The 16,107-nt window shown below is 69.1% G+C and carries 14 protein-coding genes; 1 reads left to right on the forward strand and 13 read right to left on the reverse strand.

Going from position 1 to position 16,107, the window contains the following annotated elements; all coding sequences use genetic code 11:
• Positions 1–23 precede the first annotated feature (23 nt).
• Positions 24–2,996: an acyl-CoA synthetase gene (locus ACZ5IQ_RS17310; RefSeq protein WP_212814152.1), complete on the reverse strand. Its 2,973-nt coding sequence runs from the start codon at positions 2,994–2,996 to the stop codon at positions 24–26.
• 131 nt (positions 2,997–3,127) lie between these two features.
• On the opposite strand from ACZ5IQ_RS17310, the gene ACZ5IQ_RS17315 reads away from it, so the two are divergent.
• A complete protein-coding gene (locus tag ACZ5IQ_RS17315) occupies positions 3,128–4,921 on the forward strand; it encodes an ABC-F family ATP-binding cassette domain-containing protein (protein ID WP_212814150.1) in 1,794 nt (597 codons plus the stop codon).
• On the opposite strand, the gene ACZ5IQ_RS17320 is transcribed toward ACZ5IQ_RS17315, so the two are convergent.
• The 12 genes from ACZ5IQ_RS17320 to argC form a co-directional block, all read right to left on the reverse strand.
• Complete coding sequence (locus ACZ5IQ_RS17320) at positions 4,915–5,280, reverse strand: DsrE family protein (protein WP_212814148.1); 366 nt, start codon at positions 5,278–5,280, stop codon at positions 4,915–4,917. The two genes, ACZ5IQ_RS17315 and ACZ5IQ_RS17320, sit on opposite strands and share 7 nt — an antisense overlap.
• On the reverse strand, positions 5,277–5,675 hold the full coding sequence (locus tag ACZ5IQ_RS17325; RefSeq protein WP_212814146.1) for a nuclear transport factor 2 family protein: 399 nt from the start codon (positions 5,673–5,675) through the stop codon (positions 5,277–5,279). The genes ACZ5IQ_RS17320 and ACZ5IQ_RS17325 overlap by 4 nt, the downstream gene beginning before the upstream one ends.
• A 52-nt stretch (positions 5,676–5,727) precedes the next feature.
• Positions 5,728–7,287: an HD domain-containing phosphohydrolase gene (locus ACZ5IQ_RS17330; RefSeq protein ID WP_464480039.1), complete on the reverse strand. Its 1,560-nt coding sequence runs from the start codon at positions 7,285–7,287 to the stop codon at positions 5,728–5,730.
• 4 nt (positions 7,288–7,291) lie between these two features.
• Positions 7,292–7,582, reverse strand: a complete 291-nt coding sequence (locus ACZ5IQ_RS17335) for an HNH endonuclease (RefSeq protein WP_371824575.1) — start codon at positions 7,580–7,582, stop codon at positions 7,292–7,294.
• Between the two features lie 78 nt (positions 7,583–7,660).
• Positions 7,661–9,082 carry an argininosuccinate lyase gene (gene argH / locus ACZ5IQ_RS17340; protein ID WP_464480040.1) on the reverse strand — a complete coding sequence of 474 codons (1,422 nt, stop codon included), beginning with the start codon at positions 9,080–9,082 and terminating at the stop codon, positions 7,661–7,663.
• A gap of 88 nt (positions 9,083–9,170) precedes the next feature.
• On the reverse strand, positions 9,171–10,370 hold the full coding sequence (locus tag ACZ5IQ_RS17345) for an argininosuccinate synthase (RefSeq protein WP_464480041.1): 1,200 nt from the start codon (positions 10,368–10,370) through the stop codon (positions 9,171–9,173).
• Between the two features lie 26 nt (positions 10,371–10,396).
• Positions 10,397–10,870 (reverse strand): arginine repressor, encoded by a 474-nt coding sequence (locus ACZ5IQ_RS17350; protein ID WP_212814136.1) that lies wholly within the window; start codon positions 10,868–10,870, stop codon positions 10,397–10,399.
• Positions 10,867–11,796 (reverse strand): ornithine carbamoyltransferase, encoded by a 930-nt coding sequence (gene argF, locus ACZ5IQ_RS17355; RefSeq protein ID WP_318987255.1) that lies wholly within the window; start codon positions 11,794–11,796, stop codon positions 10,867–10,869. Before argF ends, ACZ5IQ_RS17350 begins: the two co-directional genes overlap by 4 nt.
• Positions 11,793–12,980 carry an acetylornithine transaminase gene (locus ACZ5IQ_RS17360; protein WP_464480042.1) on the reverse strand — a complete coding sequence of 396 codons (1,188 nt, stop codon included), beginning with the start codon at positions 12,978–12,980 and terminating at the stop codon, positions 11,793–11,795. Before ACZ5IQ_RS17360 ends, argF begins: the two co-directional genes overlap by 4 nt.
• Positions 12,977–13,861, reverse strand: coding sequence for an acetylglutamate kinase (argB, locus tag ACZ5IQ_RS17365; protein ID WP_212814130.1), 885 nt, complete (start codon positions 13,859–13,861; stop codon positions 12,977–12,979). Before argB ends, ACZ5IQ_RS17360 begins: the two co-directional genes overlap by 4 nt.
• A complete protein-coding gene (gene argJ, locus ACZ5IQ_RS17370) occupies positions 13,858–15,063 on the reverse strand; it encodes a bifunctional glutamate N-acetyltransferase/amino-acid acetyltransferase ArgJ (protein ID WP_212814128.1) in 1,206 nt (401 codons plus the stop codon). The genes argB and argJ overlap by 4 nt, the downstream gene beginning before the upstream one ends.
• Positions 15,060–16,094 (reverse strand): N-acetyl-gamma-glutamyl-phosphate reductase, encoded by a 1,035-nt coding sequence (gene argC / locus ACZ5IQ_RS17375; protein WP_212814126.1) that lies wholly within the window; start codon positions 16,092–16,094, stop codon positions 15,060–15,062. Before argC ends, argJ begins: the two co-directional genes overlap by 4 nt.
• Positions 16,095–16,107 lie beyond the last annotated feature (13 nt).

Below are 16,107 nucleotides of genomic sequence, written 5' to 3' on the forward strand. Positions count from 1 at the left end.
CGACGACCGGTACCGGCAGGCTGTCACGACAGACTGCTCGCTCCGGTCAGCTCGGCATGGGCAGCCGCGGTGAACGGCACAAACGCGTCGCTGTCGACGTCGAACTGCCACGAGTTGTCCGTCGATTCCGGCACGCCGGCGGCACGCAACTCGGCGAGCACCGGCCGGTAGGAGGCGTTCAGCTTCAGCTCCGGCACCACATGGATGAGGTCCGGCTCCACCCCGACCGGCAGATCGGCCAACGCCTCACGGAGCTCGGCCGGCAGGACACTGCCACCCGGACGCAGGCTCAAGGCCGTCACCGCCAGCTCCCGATCACCGACCGGCACCCGGTAGGTGACGGCGATGTCGACGGCGTCGAGGCGGCCCAGCGCATTGCCGACCTCCTTGCCGAACACGGCGCCGCGCGGGGTGCGGATGACCGAACGGCGGTTGTCGACCATCCAGTAGTCACCGTCGTCGTCCCGGCGGAACAGAAACTCGGTGGACACCCAGGTGTCCCCCGGCGCGAAGACACCGCGCTTGACCGCGGCAGTCGGGTCGACGGGGCCACGCGGCTTGGCCAGCAGGACGCCCACCTCGTTGGGCTCGGCGCGCACCACGAAACCGTCGTCGCCCTCGAGGATCAGGTCGTCGTCGACGTCGTAAGCGGCCAACGCGATCTGACCGCCACCCGGCAGTGGCCGGCCCTCGCTGCCGATCTTGGCACCCGACACGTTGGCCAGCACGGCCTGACCGTCGGTGGTCGTGAAGAACTCCAGGACGTGTGCGGGCTGGAACGCCTCTTCGACACGGCGCCACAACCCGGCCGGCATCCCCGAGCCGATGAACAGGCGTACCGGGTGGGTTCCGTTGATCACGAACGACGGGTCGTCGATGACGTCGCGCAGCATCGCCCAGGTGTAGGACACCACGGTGACGCCGTACTGCCGCAGTTCGTGCACGAAGCGCTCGGGCCGCAGACCCCGGGACAGCGCGATGCGCGCACCGCCGACGACCGCGCCGCCGAGCGAGACCAGCAGGCCCGACTGGTGGTGCAGCGGGGTGAGGCAGTAGACGGTGTCGCCGCGGCCCAGGTTCGCTGCCGATGCGGTGCCGAATGCCGAGAGCGCCCAGCGGAAGTTGGTGATCTGCCGGGCCACCAGCTCGCCGCCGACGTTGGCGAACGCGACGTAGGCGAGGTCCTGCGCGTAACCCGGGTTGGGCCGGTACCAGCCGGGCAGCTCGACGACGTCGGGGTCGATCTGCTCCATGTCGATGACGTCGGCGTCGTCGGACACGTGCAGGTCACGGTTCTCGCCGCCGCCGAGCACCAGGACGCGGGTCCGCAGCTGTCGCGCGGCATCCAGGTTGGCCGGGTCGGAGATGATGTCGGTGACGCCGCCGAGGCGGGCCGCTACGGCCAGGTCGGCGTCGGGCGGCATCAGCACGGCCACTGCGCCGAGGCGCGACAGCGCCGCGATGGCGACGAGCGCGCTGGGCCGGGTCTCCATCAGCACGCCGACCCGAACGCCTTGTCGGACACCGACTTCGATCAGACCGCGCACGACGTTGTTGATGCGGCGGTCCACGGCCTCATAGGTGTGCACGCGGCCGTCGAACAGCAGGAACTCACCGTCCGGCGCGCCCTGGGCCTGCTCGCAGATGATGCGGCCCAACGAGATTCGCGTGTGGTCGTTGATCTGGCCGAGACGGGCCAGCCGCGGCAGGGTCCGGACGGTCTCGATGGCCAGCGCGCGCGTCGACTTGCCGGCCGTCACCACGGCGTCGGCCGCGGTGTTGGCCAGGCTGAATGCCATCTCCGTCGCGGCGGCGGCACCGTGTGCCACGCGGATGGCCAACGGCACCGACTCGCGCGGCAGTTCGGACTGCAGCGGCATCGGCACCACGTCGGCCGGCATCGGTCCGCCGGCGTCGAGCCACTTGACCCACGACGCGACCGTCGGCCAGCTCTGGCTGGCGGCCTTGGAACCCACGACGAGACCGAAATGCCCGACACGGATGAGGTATTCGTAGACGTCGGCCTCCGGTGCGGCGCGCTTGATGCCGCGCACCGCGGCGGGCTGACCGATGTCGTCGACCTCGCCGACCACGGCGAGGACCGGGCAGGTGATGTCGGACAGCGTCACCAGATTGCCGTGGATGGCGAACCCGCCGGTCATCATGCGGTTGTGCGCGATGAACTGCTTGAGCAGCTCTGCGATGGCCGGGCCGGACCAGGCGATCCAGCCCTCGCTGGCCAGGAACCGGCGCTGCTGCTCACGCGGCAACAGCGCTTCACGGTCGTGCAGCTGGCGCAGGAAGTCGAGGCGCGACTGCGCGGTCTTGATCGGGTCCAGCATCTGGAAACCGTTGCGCGCCAACCACCCCGGGATGTTCAGGCGGCTGAAGACATGGTCGGCCATGAAGTCGGCGACGCCGGATGCCAGGTTCGCCGGCATGTTCATCGGCAGTGCGGCCAGGGTGTCCACGGGAGACCCGAAGGCGATGATGCTGGCCAGATCACGGGACTGCCGGTACGCGGCGGTCTGATAGGCGAACATGCCGCCCTGCGAATAGCCGGCCAGATGGACGTCTTTGCCCGTGGTCGCCTTGACGGTGTCGATGGCCGCGCTGAGCCCCACCACGTGGTCGGCGAGGTTGCGGTCCATGCCGCCCTCGACCTGATCGGGCGAGCCGAAGTCGATGACCCACGGGTCCAGGCCCGCGGCGTGCAGGATGCCGACGGCGCCGTCGTCGCGCGTCACGTCCCACATGTCGGCGGACATCATCATCGGATGCACCATCAGTACCGGCGAACCGGCCGGCGCCGCACCCGGACGCGCGTCGGGCGGGAAGTAGCGCCGCAGGCGGTACATCGGCACGCTCTCGACGATCTGGAACGGCGACGGCACGGCGCCGGTCTCCAGCCCGCCGTAGCGCAGCACTTCCAGGCCGTTTTGCGCGGTAGCTACCAACCGCTCCACCGGCCCGGTGATCACCGAAAAATCCACCACCGGGTACTCCCTTTTGGTCAAATAAGTACAAATCCCCCTGATTACGACGCCATCATGGCACAACGCGCTGGTTACCTCGTGGTTACGGCGTGGCAGGGGCACCCGCGACCGACGCCTAGAATCTGCGCCTGATGGCGCATCTATTGGGGGCCGAAGCCCTGCATCTGGAATTTCCGACCCGTGTGGTTTTCGATTCGCTGACGGTCGGGATCGAGGAGGGCGACCGAATCGGCATCGTCGGCCGTAACGGCGACGGCAAATCCAGTTTGCTGGCAATGCTGGGCGGCCGGCTCAAGCCCGACTCCGGGCGGGTGACGGTACGCGGCGGCGTCCGGATCGGGATGCTCGACCAGGCCGACACCCTCGACCACACCGACACCGTCGGGCACGCCGTCGTCGGCGACGTTCCCGAGCACGAGTGGGCGGGTGATCCCCGCGGCCGCGACGTCATCGCCGGGCTCCTCGGCGACCTCGACTGGAATGCGGTGATCGGCACGCTCTCGGGTGGGCAACGCCGCCGCGTGGCGCTCGCCCGCCTGCTCGCCGGCGACCACGACGTCCTGATCCTCGACGAGCCCACCAACCACCTCGACGTCGAGGCGATCACCTGGCTGGCAGCGCATCTCAAGAAGCGCTGGGCCGCCAATGCCGGCGGCCTGCTCGTCGTCACCCACGACCGGTGGTTCCTCGACGAGGTCTGCACCGCCACATGGGAGGTGCACGACCGCATCGTCGAGCCGTTCGAGGGCGGCTACGCGGCGTACATCCTGCAGCGCGTCGAACGGGACCGGCAGGCGGCCGCCAGTGAGGCACGGCGGCAGAACCTGGCCCGCAAGGAGCTCGCGTGGCTGCGCCGCGGTGCACCCGCACGGACGTCGAAGCCGAAGTTCCGCATCGACGCCGCCAACGCGCTGATCGCCGACGTGCCCGAGATCCGCGACAAGGTGGCGCTGCAGTCGCTGGCGGTGACCCGGCTGGGCAAGCAGGTCGTCGACATTCTGGACGCGTCGGTGACCTACGGAGACCGGCAGGTGCTGCAGGACGTCGAGTGGCGGATCGCCCCCGGCGAGCGCACGGGCATCCTCGGCGTCAACGGCGCCGGCAAGTCGACGCTGCTCGGACTGATCGACGGCTCGGTCGAGCCGACCGAGGGCCGGGTCAAACACGGCAAGACGGTGCAGATTGCCACGCTGACCCAGGGCGTGGACAAGCTGGCCGAGCATCTCGACGAACCCGTACGTGTGGTGCTCAGTCGGCTGGCCACGACGTACACGTTCGGATCCGGTTCCAAGGCACAGGAACTCAGCCCGAGTCAGCTGCTGGAGCGCCTCGGCTTCGCCAGCGCGCAGCTGTCCACGCCGGTGCAGGATCTGTCCGGTGGGCAGCAGCGCCGGCTACAGCTGCTCCTGATCCTGCTCGAACAGCCCAACGTGCTGATCCTCGACGAGCCGACCAACGACCTGGACACCGACATGCTGGCGGCCATGGAGGACCTGTTGGACTCGTGGCCCGGCACGCTGATCGTCGTCAGCCACGACCGGTACTTCCTCGAGCGCGTCACCGATCAGCAGTTCGGCATCCTCGGTGGCCGGTTGCGGCACCTGCCCGGCGGGGTCGACGAGTACCTGCGCCTGCGGGCGACGCACGCAGCCCAAACCGGTACCGCCACAGCCAAACCGGCCGCGGCGGCACCTGAGGGGCTGTCGGGTGCCGAGCTGCGTGCGGCGCAGAAGGAACTGACCGCCATCGAACGGCGGCTGGAGAAGCTCGCCGGCCAGATCGACACCGCACACCAGCGTCTCGCCGCGCACGACCAGGGCGACTACGAAGGGCTGCAACGTCTTACCGGCTCGCTGCGCGAGCTCGAAGGCGAAGTGACCGAGCTGGAGGAACGCTGGATGGAACTGTCCGAGGAAGTTCAGTAGCTGAACGTGGTGGCCGGCTCGTCGCCGATCCACTGCCACAGCGGGACGGTGCCGCCGAGGTCGGCGTTGGTCAGAATATTCTCTGCGTCAAGGGCTTTGGCGTTGAAACAGATGGGACAGATCAGGAACCTGCCGCCGGCGGCTTGGTAACGGGCCATGAGATCCGGCAGCGGAGGGCAGCCGTCGCAGGCGACGCCGAGCGCGAATCCGGGCTGGCCCAGCCGCACGGCTTCCTTGGCCAGGAACATCATGGTCGGGTGTCCCTGTTCGGCCGCGCCGACCGCCATCAGCAGGGCGATGGTGACCTTCTCGGCGTCCTCAAGACCGGTGGTGAGGCTGATCGCCACTTTGGAGCTCATGAGCGGTTCTCCTTCGGTTCGGGCTGAAATCCTGAGCACAGCAAGTCGATTGAATGGATGCGCTCATCGGCGGCGGCGAACAGGCGCTGCTCGACGATCTTGACGGCGGTCGGGTCACCGGGTGGCGAGGTGCGGACCCGCCAGCTCAACGCGACGCGGTCCCCCACGCGGCCGACGGAGGCGTCGACCAGTTCGAAGGTGTCGGCGCCGAACCAGTGCCGGAAGCGGCCGACGGTGTCGTCGGCCCCGGTCACGTCGACCAGACCCGGCGGGATCAGGGCGCGGAAATGTACGTCGGGATCAAGGCATTCGGCCAGCGCGGCGAAATCCTGGCCGGCGAAGGCCTCCAGGAAGGCGCCCGCCACGGCCCATCCCGTGCCGGTGTCGTGGTCCATGTATCGGTTCTACGACCCGCAGGCACCCTGACACATCGGGTGAATACCCGATCTATTCGGCCGCGCTGACCAGCCCGTGGCGCATGGCGAACATCGCGGCGGCACCGCGGGTCGACACCCCGATCTTGGTGTAGATGTGTTCGACATGGGTGCCGACGGTGCGCGGCGTGATCGAAAGGTGTTGCGCGATCTGCCGATTCGACGACCCACGGACCAGTAGCTCGAGCACTTCGAGTTCGCGGCCGGTCAGGCCGGCGACGAGCCGGGGGCGGCGACCCGGTCGGCAGCCTGCGGCGGTGAGTACCGCGGCGACGGCGTCGGCGTCGAGCCGTCCCGCGGTCACCTCGGCGTGCATGGCCGCGGTGCGGTCGGCGGGCGCGAACGCCGTCCGGTGCGGGCGATCCTCGCCGAGCGCCTGGTAGACCACCGCGGCGGCCAGCAGCCGGGCGGGCGCGGGAATCGCCGTGCCGGTCAGGCCGCGGGGATATCCGCTGCCGTCCATGCGTTCGTGGCCGGCCGCGGCGATCGCGCCGATCTCGCACAGCCGCGGTTGGCGGCACAGCACGCGTTCGGTGAGATACGGGACCGTGCGGACGCGTTCGCGCTCGGCAATGGTCAAGGGGCCGGGCTTGTTCCAGATGCCCGTCGACACGCCGATGGCCCCGATCCGGTGCACCAGCGCCGCACGCTCGGCGAGGGCGACGTCGTCCGCACCGAGGCCGGCAACTGTGGCCGCTGCCGCGGCGAGTTCGGCGACGCGGCGTGAATAGCCCAGGAACCAGAGCGATTTCAGGTCGGCGTAGTCGGCGAAGACCCGCAGCACCGCAGTCAACTCCGCCTCCGGAACGGTGCGATCCAGCGGTGTGCAGCCCCGGATCACCGAACCCCAGGCGTCGACGGTGTCGAGTCCCCCGAAGATCTCGTCCGGACGGCTGCAACACAGGTCGACGAGTTCCGGGTCGAACTCGGTCCCCCGGCGGCTGCGCAGCATTTCCAGCGCCGCTTCGGCGCCGCCGGCGCGGTGGTGCACCTCGGCGTCGTCCGCGACGTGGACGACGCGCATCACCGGTTGGATATCCGCACCCCGGGCCCGCCCCGGCACGCCTTTGCCGTCCCAGCGCTCGAAGGCGTCCAGCAGTGCGGCGCGTACCTCGGGCGGCAGGTCCAGGCGGTCGGCGATGTCGCTGGCCGTCTGACAGTGGCTGACAAAGAGTTTCGGCATATCGGCGACACCCTGGGCCAGGAAGCGGCCGACCATGGTGATGCGCTGCAGCGCCGGCTGCCCCTGCGCGAGGTGTCCGAGCAGAAACCGCGCCATGCCGGGACCGGCCTTGTCCACCTGGTAGCTGTCGGCACGCATCTGGAGGTCGTCGGCGAACCAGTGCGCCAGCTCGTGCGAGTCGGCGACGCATCCCATCCAGGCCAGCAGTGACACGTAGAAAGCCGCGGCCTGCTGTTCGGGCGCCATCCCCGCCGCGGCGGCGAGGCGCGTCGCGATGACCGTCTGGCGCAACACGTGTTCCTGCGGCTGCCCCAGACCGAGATCGGTGGCCAGCGACAGCGCGGCGATGAGCTCCGCCAGGCGCACTTCGGGCGTCTGGGTACCGGCCATCGGCTCAGTATTGCGCCAGTTCCCTGGCGATGGTGGCCTTCCTGAGCAGAAACCTGCCTTCGTCCAACTTCTTTCGGCGCAACCAGCCGGTGACCTCGGCGTTGCACTTGCTCGCGTTGCACGACCGGCAGGCGGGCACCACATTGTCGAGCGTGTACCGCCCGCCGCGGGAGATGGGCTGCACGCAATCCTTCTGCAGATCGGCGTCGTCGGCGCCGCAGTAGGCGCAGCCGCCCCAGATCTCTTGCAGGACAGCCCACTGCTGCGTCGTCAGGTCATGCTCGACCTTCGCCATCCGACGTTTGCGTCGTCTGGCGTAGACCGCGGCGCGGCTGCGAGCTGGCACCGCCCGAGCCTACGGCCGCCGACGGCCTCAGCCCTGCAGGCGGGCCCGCAGACGGTCGGCGGTGTCGCGTACGGTGACGAGCTGCTCGGCAACCCTCGCCGGCGACGTGCCGCCGCGGGCGTCACGCGACTCGACCGAACCGGCGATCGTCAGAACCTCGCGCACCTCGGCGGTGAGTCCCGGATGGATTCCGGCGAGTTCGTCGGCGGCGAGTTCTTCCAGCCCGACTCCCCTGGCCTCGGCGGCCTTGACCGCCGCCCCCGCCGCTTCATGCGCGACGCGGAACGGAATGCCCTGGCGCACCATCCATTCCGCGATGTCGGTGGCCAGGGTGTAGCCGAGCGGCGCCAGCGCGGCCATCCGGTCGGTGTCGAAGGTCAGGGTGCCGACCAGGCCGGCCATCGCGGGCAGCAACAGTTGGAGCTGGGCGACGGAGTCGAAGACCGGCTCCTTGTCCTCCTGCAGATCCCGGTTGTAGGCCAGCGGCTGTGCCTTGAGGGTGGCCAGCAGGCCGGCCAGGTTGCCGATCAGGCGGCCGGACTTGCCGCGTGCCAGCTCGGCGATGTCGGGATTCTTCTTCTGCGGCATGATCGAACTGCCGGTCGACCACGAGTCGTGCAGCTTGACGTAGCCGAATTCCGTTGTGCTCCAGAGGATGATGTCCTCGGACAGCCGGGACAGATCCACGGCGATCATCGCGAACACGAACGCCGCCTCGGCGGCGAAGTCACGCGAAGAAGTGGCGTCGATCGAATTGTCCGCAGCCGCAGCGAACCCCAGATCTGCCGCGATGGCATCGGGGTCCAGGCCCAGCGAGCTGCCTGCGAGCGCGCCGGATCCGTACGGCGACACCGCCGCCCGCTTGTCCAGGTCGAGCAGCCGGTCGGCGTCGCGCAGCAGCGGGTGCGCGTGCGCGAGAAGGTGGTGGGCCAACAGCACGGGCTGCGCCGACTGCAGGTGCGTCTTGCCGGGCATGATCGCCGTGGGGTGCGCCGCGGCCTGGCCGGCCAGCGCGGCCGCCACGTCGAGCACGCCGTTGCCGACGGTCTTGATGGCGTCGCGCAGCCACATACGGAACAGCGTCGCCACCTGGTCGTTGCGGGACCGGCCGGCGCGCAGCCGGCCACCGAGGTCCTCACCGACTCGGTCGATCAGGCCGCGCTCCAGCGCGCCGTGCACGTCCTCGTCCGTCGGCAGCGGCCCGAAGGAACCGTCGGCGACGTCGTTGCCGAGGCTGTCCAGGCCGGCCAACAGACCGTCACGCTGCTCGTCGGTGAGCAACCCGGCGTTGTGCAGCACGCGGGCGTGCGCCTTGGACGCGGTGACGTCATATGGCGCCAGCGCCCAGTCGAAGTGCGTCGACTTGCTCAGTGCGGCAAGCGCATCAGACGGGCCGGAGGCGAACCGGCCACCCCACAGCGAACCCTCGTTGGTCCCACCGGTGCTCATTAACGTGCCCCTCGTCGAGTGCGAGCGGCCGCTTTTGTACAGCTGAACACGGTGTGTCGGTGTACAAACACGGCCGCTCGCGGGAGATTTACAAACCCAGATCGCGCTTGGCGGAGATCTTGGAGCTCAGGCCGTGCAGCTGGACGAAGCCCTTGGCGGCGCTCTGGTCGAAGCTGTCGCCCTCGTCGTACGTGGCGAGGTTGAAGTCGTAGAGCGACTCACCCGAGCGACGTCCGTTGACGGTGATGTGACCGCCGTGCAGGACCAGGCGGATGTCGCCGGAGACGTGCTGCTGGGTGTGCTCGACGAACGCCTCCAGCGAGGCCTTCAGCGGGCTGTACCAGAGACCGTCGTAGGTCAGCTCGCCCCACTTGCGGTCGACGCCGCGCTTGTAGCGGCCCAGCTCGCGCTCCAGGGTGACGTGCTCGAGCTCGGTGTGTGCGGTGATCAGCACCATGGCGCCCGGGGCCTCGTAGATCTCGCGGGACTTGATGCCGACGAGGCGGTCCTCGACGACGTCGAGGCGGCCGACGCCCTGCGCACCGGCGCGGGAGTTCAGCTCCTGGATGATCTGCAGCACGCTCAGCGGGCGGCCGTCGATCGCGACGGGGCGGCCCTTGTCGAAGCTGATGATCAGCTCGTCGGGGGTGTTGAAGTGGACCGTCGGGTCCTCGGTGTAGTCGTAGACGTCCTTGGTCGGGGCGTTCCACAGGTCCTCGAGGAAACCGGTCTCGACGGCGCGGCCCCACACGTTCTGGTCGATGGAGAACGGCGACTTCTTGGTGACGTTGATCGGGATGTCGTTCTCCTGCGCGAAGGCGATGGCCTTCTCGCGGGTCCAGGCGTAGTCGCGGACCGGGGCGATGACCTCCAGCTCGGGCGCCAGGGTGTTGAAGCCGACCTCGAAGCGGACCTGGTCGTTGCCCTTGCCGGTGCAGCCGTGCGCGACGACGGTGCCGCCGTGTCTGCGGGCGGCCTCGACGAGATGCTTGACGATCAGCGGCCGCGAGATGGCCGACACCAGCGGGTACCGGTCCATGTACAGCGCGTTGGCCTTGATGGTCGGCAGGCAGTACTCGTCGGCGAACTCGTCACGCGCGTCGACCACGACGGCCTCGACGGCGCCGCAGTCGATGGCACGCTGACGCACCACCTCCATGTCCTCGCCGCCCTGGCCCAGGTCGATGGCCACGGCAACGACCTCTTTGCCGGTCTCCTTGCCGATCCAGCTGATCGCGACCGAAGTGTCCAGACCGCCGGAATACGCCAGGATGACGCGCTCGGACATGTGTCAATCTCCTTGTTCTCGTACTGCTACAGGTTCTCGAAGGTGGCGGCGAGCTCGGCGCCGCTCATCGGTTCGCGGGCGACAACCAAAAGGGTGTCATCACCGGCGATCGTGCCCACAACATAAGGCAGAGCCGCCCGATCTATTGCACTGGCCAGGTACTGCGCGGCCCCAGGTGGCGTACGTAACACCGCCAGGTTGGCGCTGGCGTCCGTGGACACCAGCAGCTCGCCGAGCAGACGGGACAGCCGCTCGGTGCCGCCCGATACGCCTTTGACGGGGCTGCCGTCTTCGGGGACGACGTAGACGCCGGTGCCGCCGTCGGCGCCACGCAGCTTGACCGCACCGAGTTCCTCCAGGTCCCGCGACAGCGTGGCCTGGGTGACGTCGATGCCTTCCGCGGCGAGCAGGGCCGCGAGTTCGGTCTGACTGCGCACCGGGTTCGACGACAGCAGCGCCACGATGCGCGACTGCCGTCCGGCCCGGGTCGATGCTGTCATCGCGCGTTGCGCTCCAGCAGCCAGACCAGCATCGCCTTCTGGGCGTGCAGACGGTTCTCGGCCTCGTCGAACACCGCGCTCTGCGGGCCGTCGATCACCTCGTCGGTGATCTCGTCGCCACGGTGTGCCGGCAGGCAGTGCAGCACGACGGCGTCGGCTGCCGCCCGGCCGAGCAACGCGGTGTTGATCTGGAACGGACGGAACGGCCGCACGCGGTCCAGGCCGTCGTTCTCCTGGCCCATCGAAGTCCAGGTATCGGTGACGAGGATGTCGGCGCCGTCGGCCGCGGCCTGCGGGTCGGTGGTGACGGTGACGGTCGCGCCCGTCTCGGCCGCACGCTTCTTGGCGGCCTCGACGAACTGCGGGTCGGGCTCGAAGCCCTTCGGCGCGGCGATGGTCACGTTGATACCCGCGGTGACTCCGCCGACCATCAGTGAGTGCGCCATGTTGTTGGCGCCGTCGCCGAGGTAGCTCATGTTGAGCCCGGCCAGCTTGCCCTTGCGCTCGGCGATGGTCTGCAGATCGGCCAGTACCTGGCAGGGGTGGAATTCGTCGGACAGCGCGTTGATGATCGGGACGGTGGCACCCGACGCCATGGCCGTGAGGCGTTCCTGCGCGAACGTGCGCCAGACGATGCCGTCGACGTAGCGCGACAGCACCGCACCGGTGTCCTCGAGGGTCTCCTCGCGGCCCAATTGGGTGCTGCGACCGTCGACGACGACCGCGTGCCCGCCGAGTTGGGCGATGCCCATCTCGAACGAGAAGCGGGTGCGGGTGGAGTTCTTCTCGAAGATGACGGCGATGCCCCGCGGCCCTTCCAGTGGCCGACGGCTGAACGGCGCCTTCTTGAGTTCGGCGGCCAGCGCCAGGACCTCGGCCTGCTCCTCGGGAGTCAGGTCGTCGTCACGGAGGAAATGGCGGATCACTGGGACTCCCCTGCTGCGGTGTCGAGAACGGTGGGTAGAGCGGTCAGGAACGCGTCGATCTGCGCGTCGGTGATGACCAGCGGCGGTGCGAGGCGCACGACGTCGGCGGCCGCCGCGTTGACGAGGAAACCCGCTGTGCGCGCGGCATTTTCGACGGCCTTGGCCTGCGGCGCGGTCAGGACGACGCCGAGGAGCAGCCCGCGGCCCCGCACGTGATCGACGAGCGGGTGGCCCAGCTCCTCGATGCCGTGCGCCAGCGTCTTGCCCGCGGCGTCGGCGCGGTGCACCAGATCGTCGTCGGCCAGGGTCTTGACGACCGCCAGGCCCGCGGCGGTGCACACCGGGTTACCGCCGAAGGTGCTGCCGTGCATGCCCGGCTGCAGTAGATCGGCTGCCGGACCGATGGCGATGCAGGCGCCGATGGGCAGGCCGCCGCCGAGGCCCTTTGCCAGCGTGACGACGTCGGGGGTGATGCCGTCGTGCTGGTGGGCATAGAAGGCGCCGGTCCGGCCGATGCCGGTCTGCACCTCGTCGAGCACCAGCAGCGCACCATGTTTCGCGGTGAGCTCGCGCGCCTTGACCAGATAGCCGGCCGGCGGGGTGACGACACCACCCTCGCCCATGATCGGTTCGAGGAACACCGCAGCGGTCTCGTCGGTGATGGCGGCTTCGAGCGCCTCGGCGTCACCGTAGGGCACGTGCGTGACGTCGCCGGGCAACGGCAGGAACGGCTCCTGCTTACCGGGCTGGCCGGTCAGCGCCAGCGATCCCATGGTGCGGCCGTGGAACGCGCCTTGCGCCGCAACGATCTTGGTGCGGCCAGTGAGCCTCGTGATCTTGAAGGCGGCTTCGTTGGCTTCGGCGCCGGAGTTGCAGAAGAACACCCGGGCCGGGGCACCCAACTGCGCCACGAGGGCCTCGGCGAGCGCGATACCCGGTTCGGTGGCATACAGATTCGAGGTGTGCCCCAACGTGTTGAGCTGGGTGGTGACGGCCTCGATCACCGCGGGATGCCGGTGGCCCAGCACGTTCACCGCGATGCCGGCCAGGAAGTCGACGTAGCTCTTGCCGTCGGCGTCGGTGACCACGGCACCGTCGCCGCTGACCAGGGCGACCGGCGGCGTGCCGTAGTTGTTGGTCATCACTGCTTGCCAACGGGCTTGCATTGCTTCGGTTTCCTTCATGCGGGTGATACGACCTTGGTTCCGGTGCCCTCGTTGGTGAACAGTTCGACGAGGACGCAGTGTTCGACACGGCCGTCGATGACGTGCGCGCTCGGGACGCCGTTCTCCACGGCCCGCAGGCATGCCTCGATCTTGGGCACCATGCCGGATTCGAGCTTCGGGAGCAGTTGTGCCAGTGCGGCCGTGTCTATTTCGGTGACCAGCGAGTTGCGGTCCGGCCAGTCGGTGTACAGGCCTTCGACGTCGGTGAGCATCAGCAGCTTCTCGGCGCCGAGCGCCTCGGCCACGGCAGCCGCCGCGGTGTCGGCGTTGATGTTGTGCACCACGCCGTCGGCGTCGGGAGCAATGGTGGACACCACCGGAATCCGGCCCGCATCGATGAGATCCAGGATGGCGTCGGCGTTGACGTGCTCGACATCGCCGACCAGTCCGATGTCGGTGGGCACGCCGTCGACCGTCACGCTGCGCCGCACCGCGGTGAACAGCTGCGCGTCCTCACCGGTGATGCCGACAGCGTACGGGCCGTGGGCGTTGATCAGCCCGACCAGTTCGCGACCGACCTGCCCGAACAACACCATGCGCGCAACCTCGAGCACCTCTGGCGTGGTGACCCGGAAGCCGCCCTTGAAATCACCTTCGATACCAAGGCGTTTCAACATGGCGCTGATCTGCGGCCCGCCCCCGTGCACGACGACGGGCTGGATGCCACAGTTGCGCAGGAACGCCATGTCGGCGGCGAAGGCCGCCTTGAGGGTGTCGTCGGTCATGGCATTGCCGCCGTACTTGACGACGACGATCTTGCCGTGCAGCTGCTTGAGCCACGGCAGGGCTTCGGCGAGGACCGCAGCTTTGACCGCGGTGGTGAGCCCGGCGGTGCTCATGAGCTGTACGCCGAGTTCTCTTCGACGTAGGCGTGCGACAGGTCGGTGGTCCGGATCGTCGCCTCGTGCTCGCCGATCTTCAGATCGACGATGACCTCGATATCGGCACCCGACAGGTCGACGTCGCGGGCACCCGGCGCACCGGCGCCGTCGATGCACACCGCGGAACCGTTGAACGACACGCTGATCCGGTCGGCGACGAGTTCGATGGGCGCGATGCCGATCGCGGCCAGGACCCGGCCCCAGTTGGGGTCGGACCCGAACAGCGCGGTCTTCACGAGGCTGTCGCGCGCGAGGGCCCGCGCGCCCACGAGGGCGTCGTCCTCACTGGCCGCGCCCTTGACGGTGATCGCGATGCGCTTGGTGACACCTTCGGCGTCGGCCTGCAGTTGCGCGCACAGGTCGTCGCAGACGGCCAGGACGGCCTCGTCCAATTCGCTTTGGCTGGGCCGGATTTCGCTGGCGCCGGAGCTCAGCAGCAGGACGGTGTCGTTGGTGGAGCAGCTGCCGTCGATGTCGAGCCGGTCGAACGTCTTGCCGGCGGCGTTCTTCAGCGCCAGCTTGAGGGCCTCGGCGTCCGCGACGGCGTCGGTGGTGATGACCACCAGCATGGTCGCGAGTGACGGCGCCATCATGCCGGCGCCCTTGGCCATGGCGCCGACGGTCCACTTGCCCGGATGGTGCAGCGCAACCTGTTTCGGCACCGTGTCGGTGGTCATGATGGCCCGCGCGGCCTCGTCACCGCCGGAGAGGCCACCGGCCATCTCGTGCACGATCTCGGTGACACCGGCGAGCACCTTGTCCATCGGCAGCCGGTCACCGATCAGGCCCGTCGAGCACACCGCGACCTCGATGGCCCCGGTCTCGGTGCCCCAGTCGCTCAGCGCGGCGGCGACGGCCTCGGCGGTCTGGTGGGTGTCCTGGAATCCGCCCGGACCGGTACATGCGTTGGCGCCACCGGAATTCAGGATCACGGTCCGCAGCCGGCCGGATTTGAGTACCTGCTCGCTCCACTGCACGGGAGCGGCCCGCACCTTGTTGCGGGTGAACACGCCCGCGGCCGACAGATCGGGTCCCTCGTTGAACACCAGCGCCAGGTCCGGTTTCCCGGACGCCTTGATACCGGCGGCGATTCCGGCGGCCCGGAAGCCTTCCGGCGCGGTGACGCCCTGGTTGCGATGCAGGGACGGGGTGTCGGTCACGGTGCTACTCCCACGGTGGATAGTCCTTCGGTTTCCGGCCAGCCGAGCGCGATGTTCATGGACTGTACTGCCGCGCCGCCGGTGCCCTTGGTCAGGTTGTCGATGACGCACAGCGCCACCAGGGTCTTGGCATCCTCGTCGACCGCGACCGCGATCTGCGCGGCGTTGCTGCCCACCACCGAACCCGTCTTGGGCAGTTGACCTTCCGGCAACAGGTGGATGAACGGCTCACTGGCGTAGGCCTTTTCGTACGCCGCCCGGATTTCCTCGACAGATGCGGTGGTGCGTGCGGTGCAGGTCGCCAGGATGCCGCGCGACGTCGGGATCAGCACCGGGGTGAACGACACCGTCACGTCCTTGTCGGTGACGGCCCGCAGGCCCTGGGCGATCTCCGGGGTGTGCCGGTGCGCACCGCCGACGTTGTAGGCACGGGCCGAGCCGATGACCTCGGCGGCCGACAGGTCGACCTTGCCCGACTTGCCCGCGCCCGAGGTACCGCTCACCGCGACAACGGTGACGTTGGGCTCGACGAGCCCAGCGGCGACGGCGGGGACGAGCGCCAGCAGCGCCGACGTCGGGTAGCAGCCCGGTACCGCGACGCGTTTGGTGCCCAGGAGCTTGTCGCGGCCGCCGGGCAGCTCGGGCAGACCGTAGGGCCAGCTGCCGGCGTGCTCGGAGCCGTAGAACTTCTCCCACGCGGCGGCGTCGGTGAGCCGGAAGTCGGCGCCACAGTCGACGATCAGGGTGTCGGGGCCGAGTTGCTGTGCGAGCGCGGCCGAATGACCGTGCGGCAGGCCCAGGAACACGACGTCGTGCCCGGCGAGGACGTCGACCTCGGTGGGCTGCAGCACCTGCTGCGCGATCGGCAGCAGGTGCGGGTGGTGGTCACCGACCGTGGTGCCGGCATTGCCCGCGGCGGTCAGCGCGCCGATGGTGAGGCGACCATCGGCATAGGCCGGATGGCCCAGCAGAAGCCGCAGAATCTCGCCGCCGGCATACCCACTGGCGCCGGCCACCGCCACAGAAGTCATACGAGCGATTCTG

It is taken from the genome of Mycobacterium toneyamaense (genome assembly GCF_055384815.1).

What these genes read in the sequence shown, in the direction of transcription:
- ACZ5IQ_RS17315 (WP_212814150.1), top strand. Translation starts at nt 3,128, where the DNA reads ATGGCGCATCTATTGGGGGCCGAAGCCCTGCATCTGGAATTTCCGACC.
- ACZ5IQ_RS17320 (WP_212814148.1), bottom strand. Translation starts at nt 5,280, where the DNA reads ATGAGCTCCAAAGTGGCGATCAGCCTCACCACCGGTCTTGAGGACGCC.
- ACZ5IQ_RS17325 (WP_212814146.1), bottom strand. Translation starts at nt 5,675, where the DNA reads ATGGACCACGACACCGGCACGGGATGGGCCGTGGCGGGCGCCTTCCTG.
- ACZ5IQ_RS17330 (WP_464480039.1), bottom strand. Translation starts at nt 7,287, where the DNA reads ATGGCCGGTACCCAGACGCCCGAAGTGCGCCTGGCGGAGCTCATCGCC.
- ACZ5IQ_RS17335 (WP_371824575.1), bottom strand. Translation starts at nt 7,582, where the DNA reads ATGGCGAAGGTCGAGCATGACCTGACGACGCAGCAGTGGGCTGTCCTG.
- argH (WP_464480040.1), bottom strand. Translation starts at nt 9,082, where the DNA reads ATGAGCACCGGTGGGACCAACGAGGGTTCGCTGTGGGGTGGCCGGTTC.
- ACZ5IQ_RS17345 (WP_464480041.1), bottom strand. Translation starts at nt 10,370, where the DNA reads ATGTCCGAGCGCGTCATCCTGGCGTATTCCGGCGGTCTGGACACTTCG.
- ACZ5IQ_RS17350 (WP_212814136.1), bottom strand. Translation starts at nt 10,870, where the DNA reads ATGACAGCATCGACCCGGGCCGGACGGCAGTCGCGCATCGTGGCGCTG.
- ACZ5IQ_RS17360 (WP_464480042.1), bottom strand. Translation starts at nt 12,980, where the DNA reads ATGAAGGAAACCGAAGCAATGCAAGCCCGTTGGCAAGCAGTGATGACC.
- argB (WP_212814130.1), bottom strand. Translation starts at nt 13,861, where the DNA reads ATGAGCACCGCCGGGCTCACCACCGCGGTCAAAGCTGCGGTCCTCGCC.
- argC (WP_212814126.1), bottom strand. Translation starts at nt 16,094, where the DNA reads ATGACTTCTGTGGCGGTGGCCGGCGCCAGTGGGTATGCCGGCGGCGAG.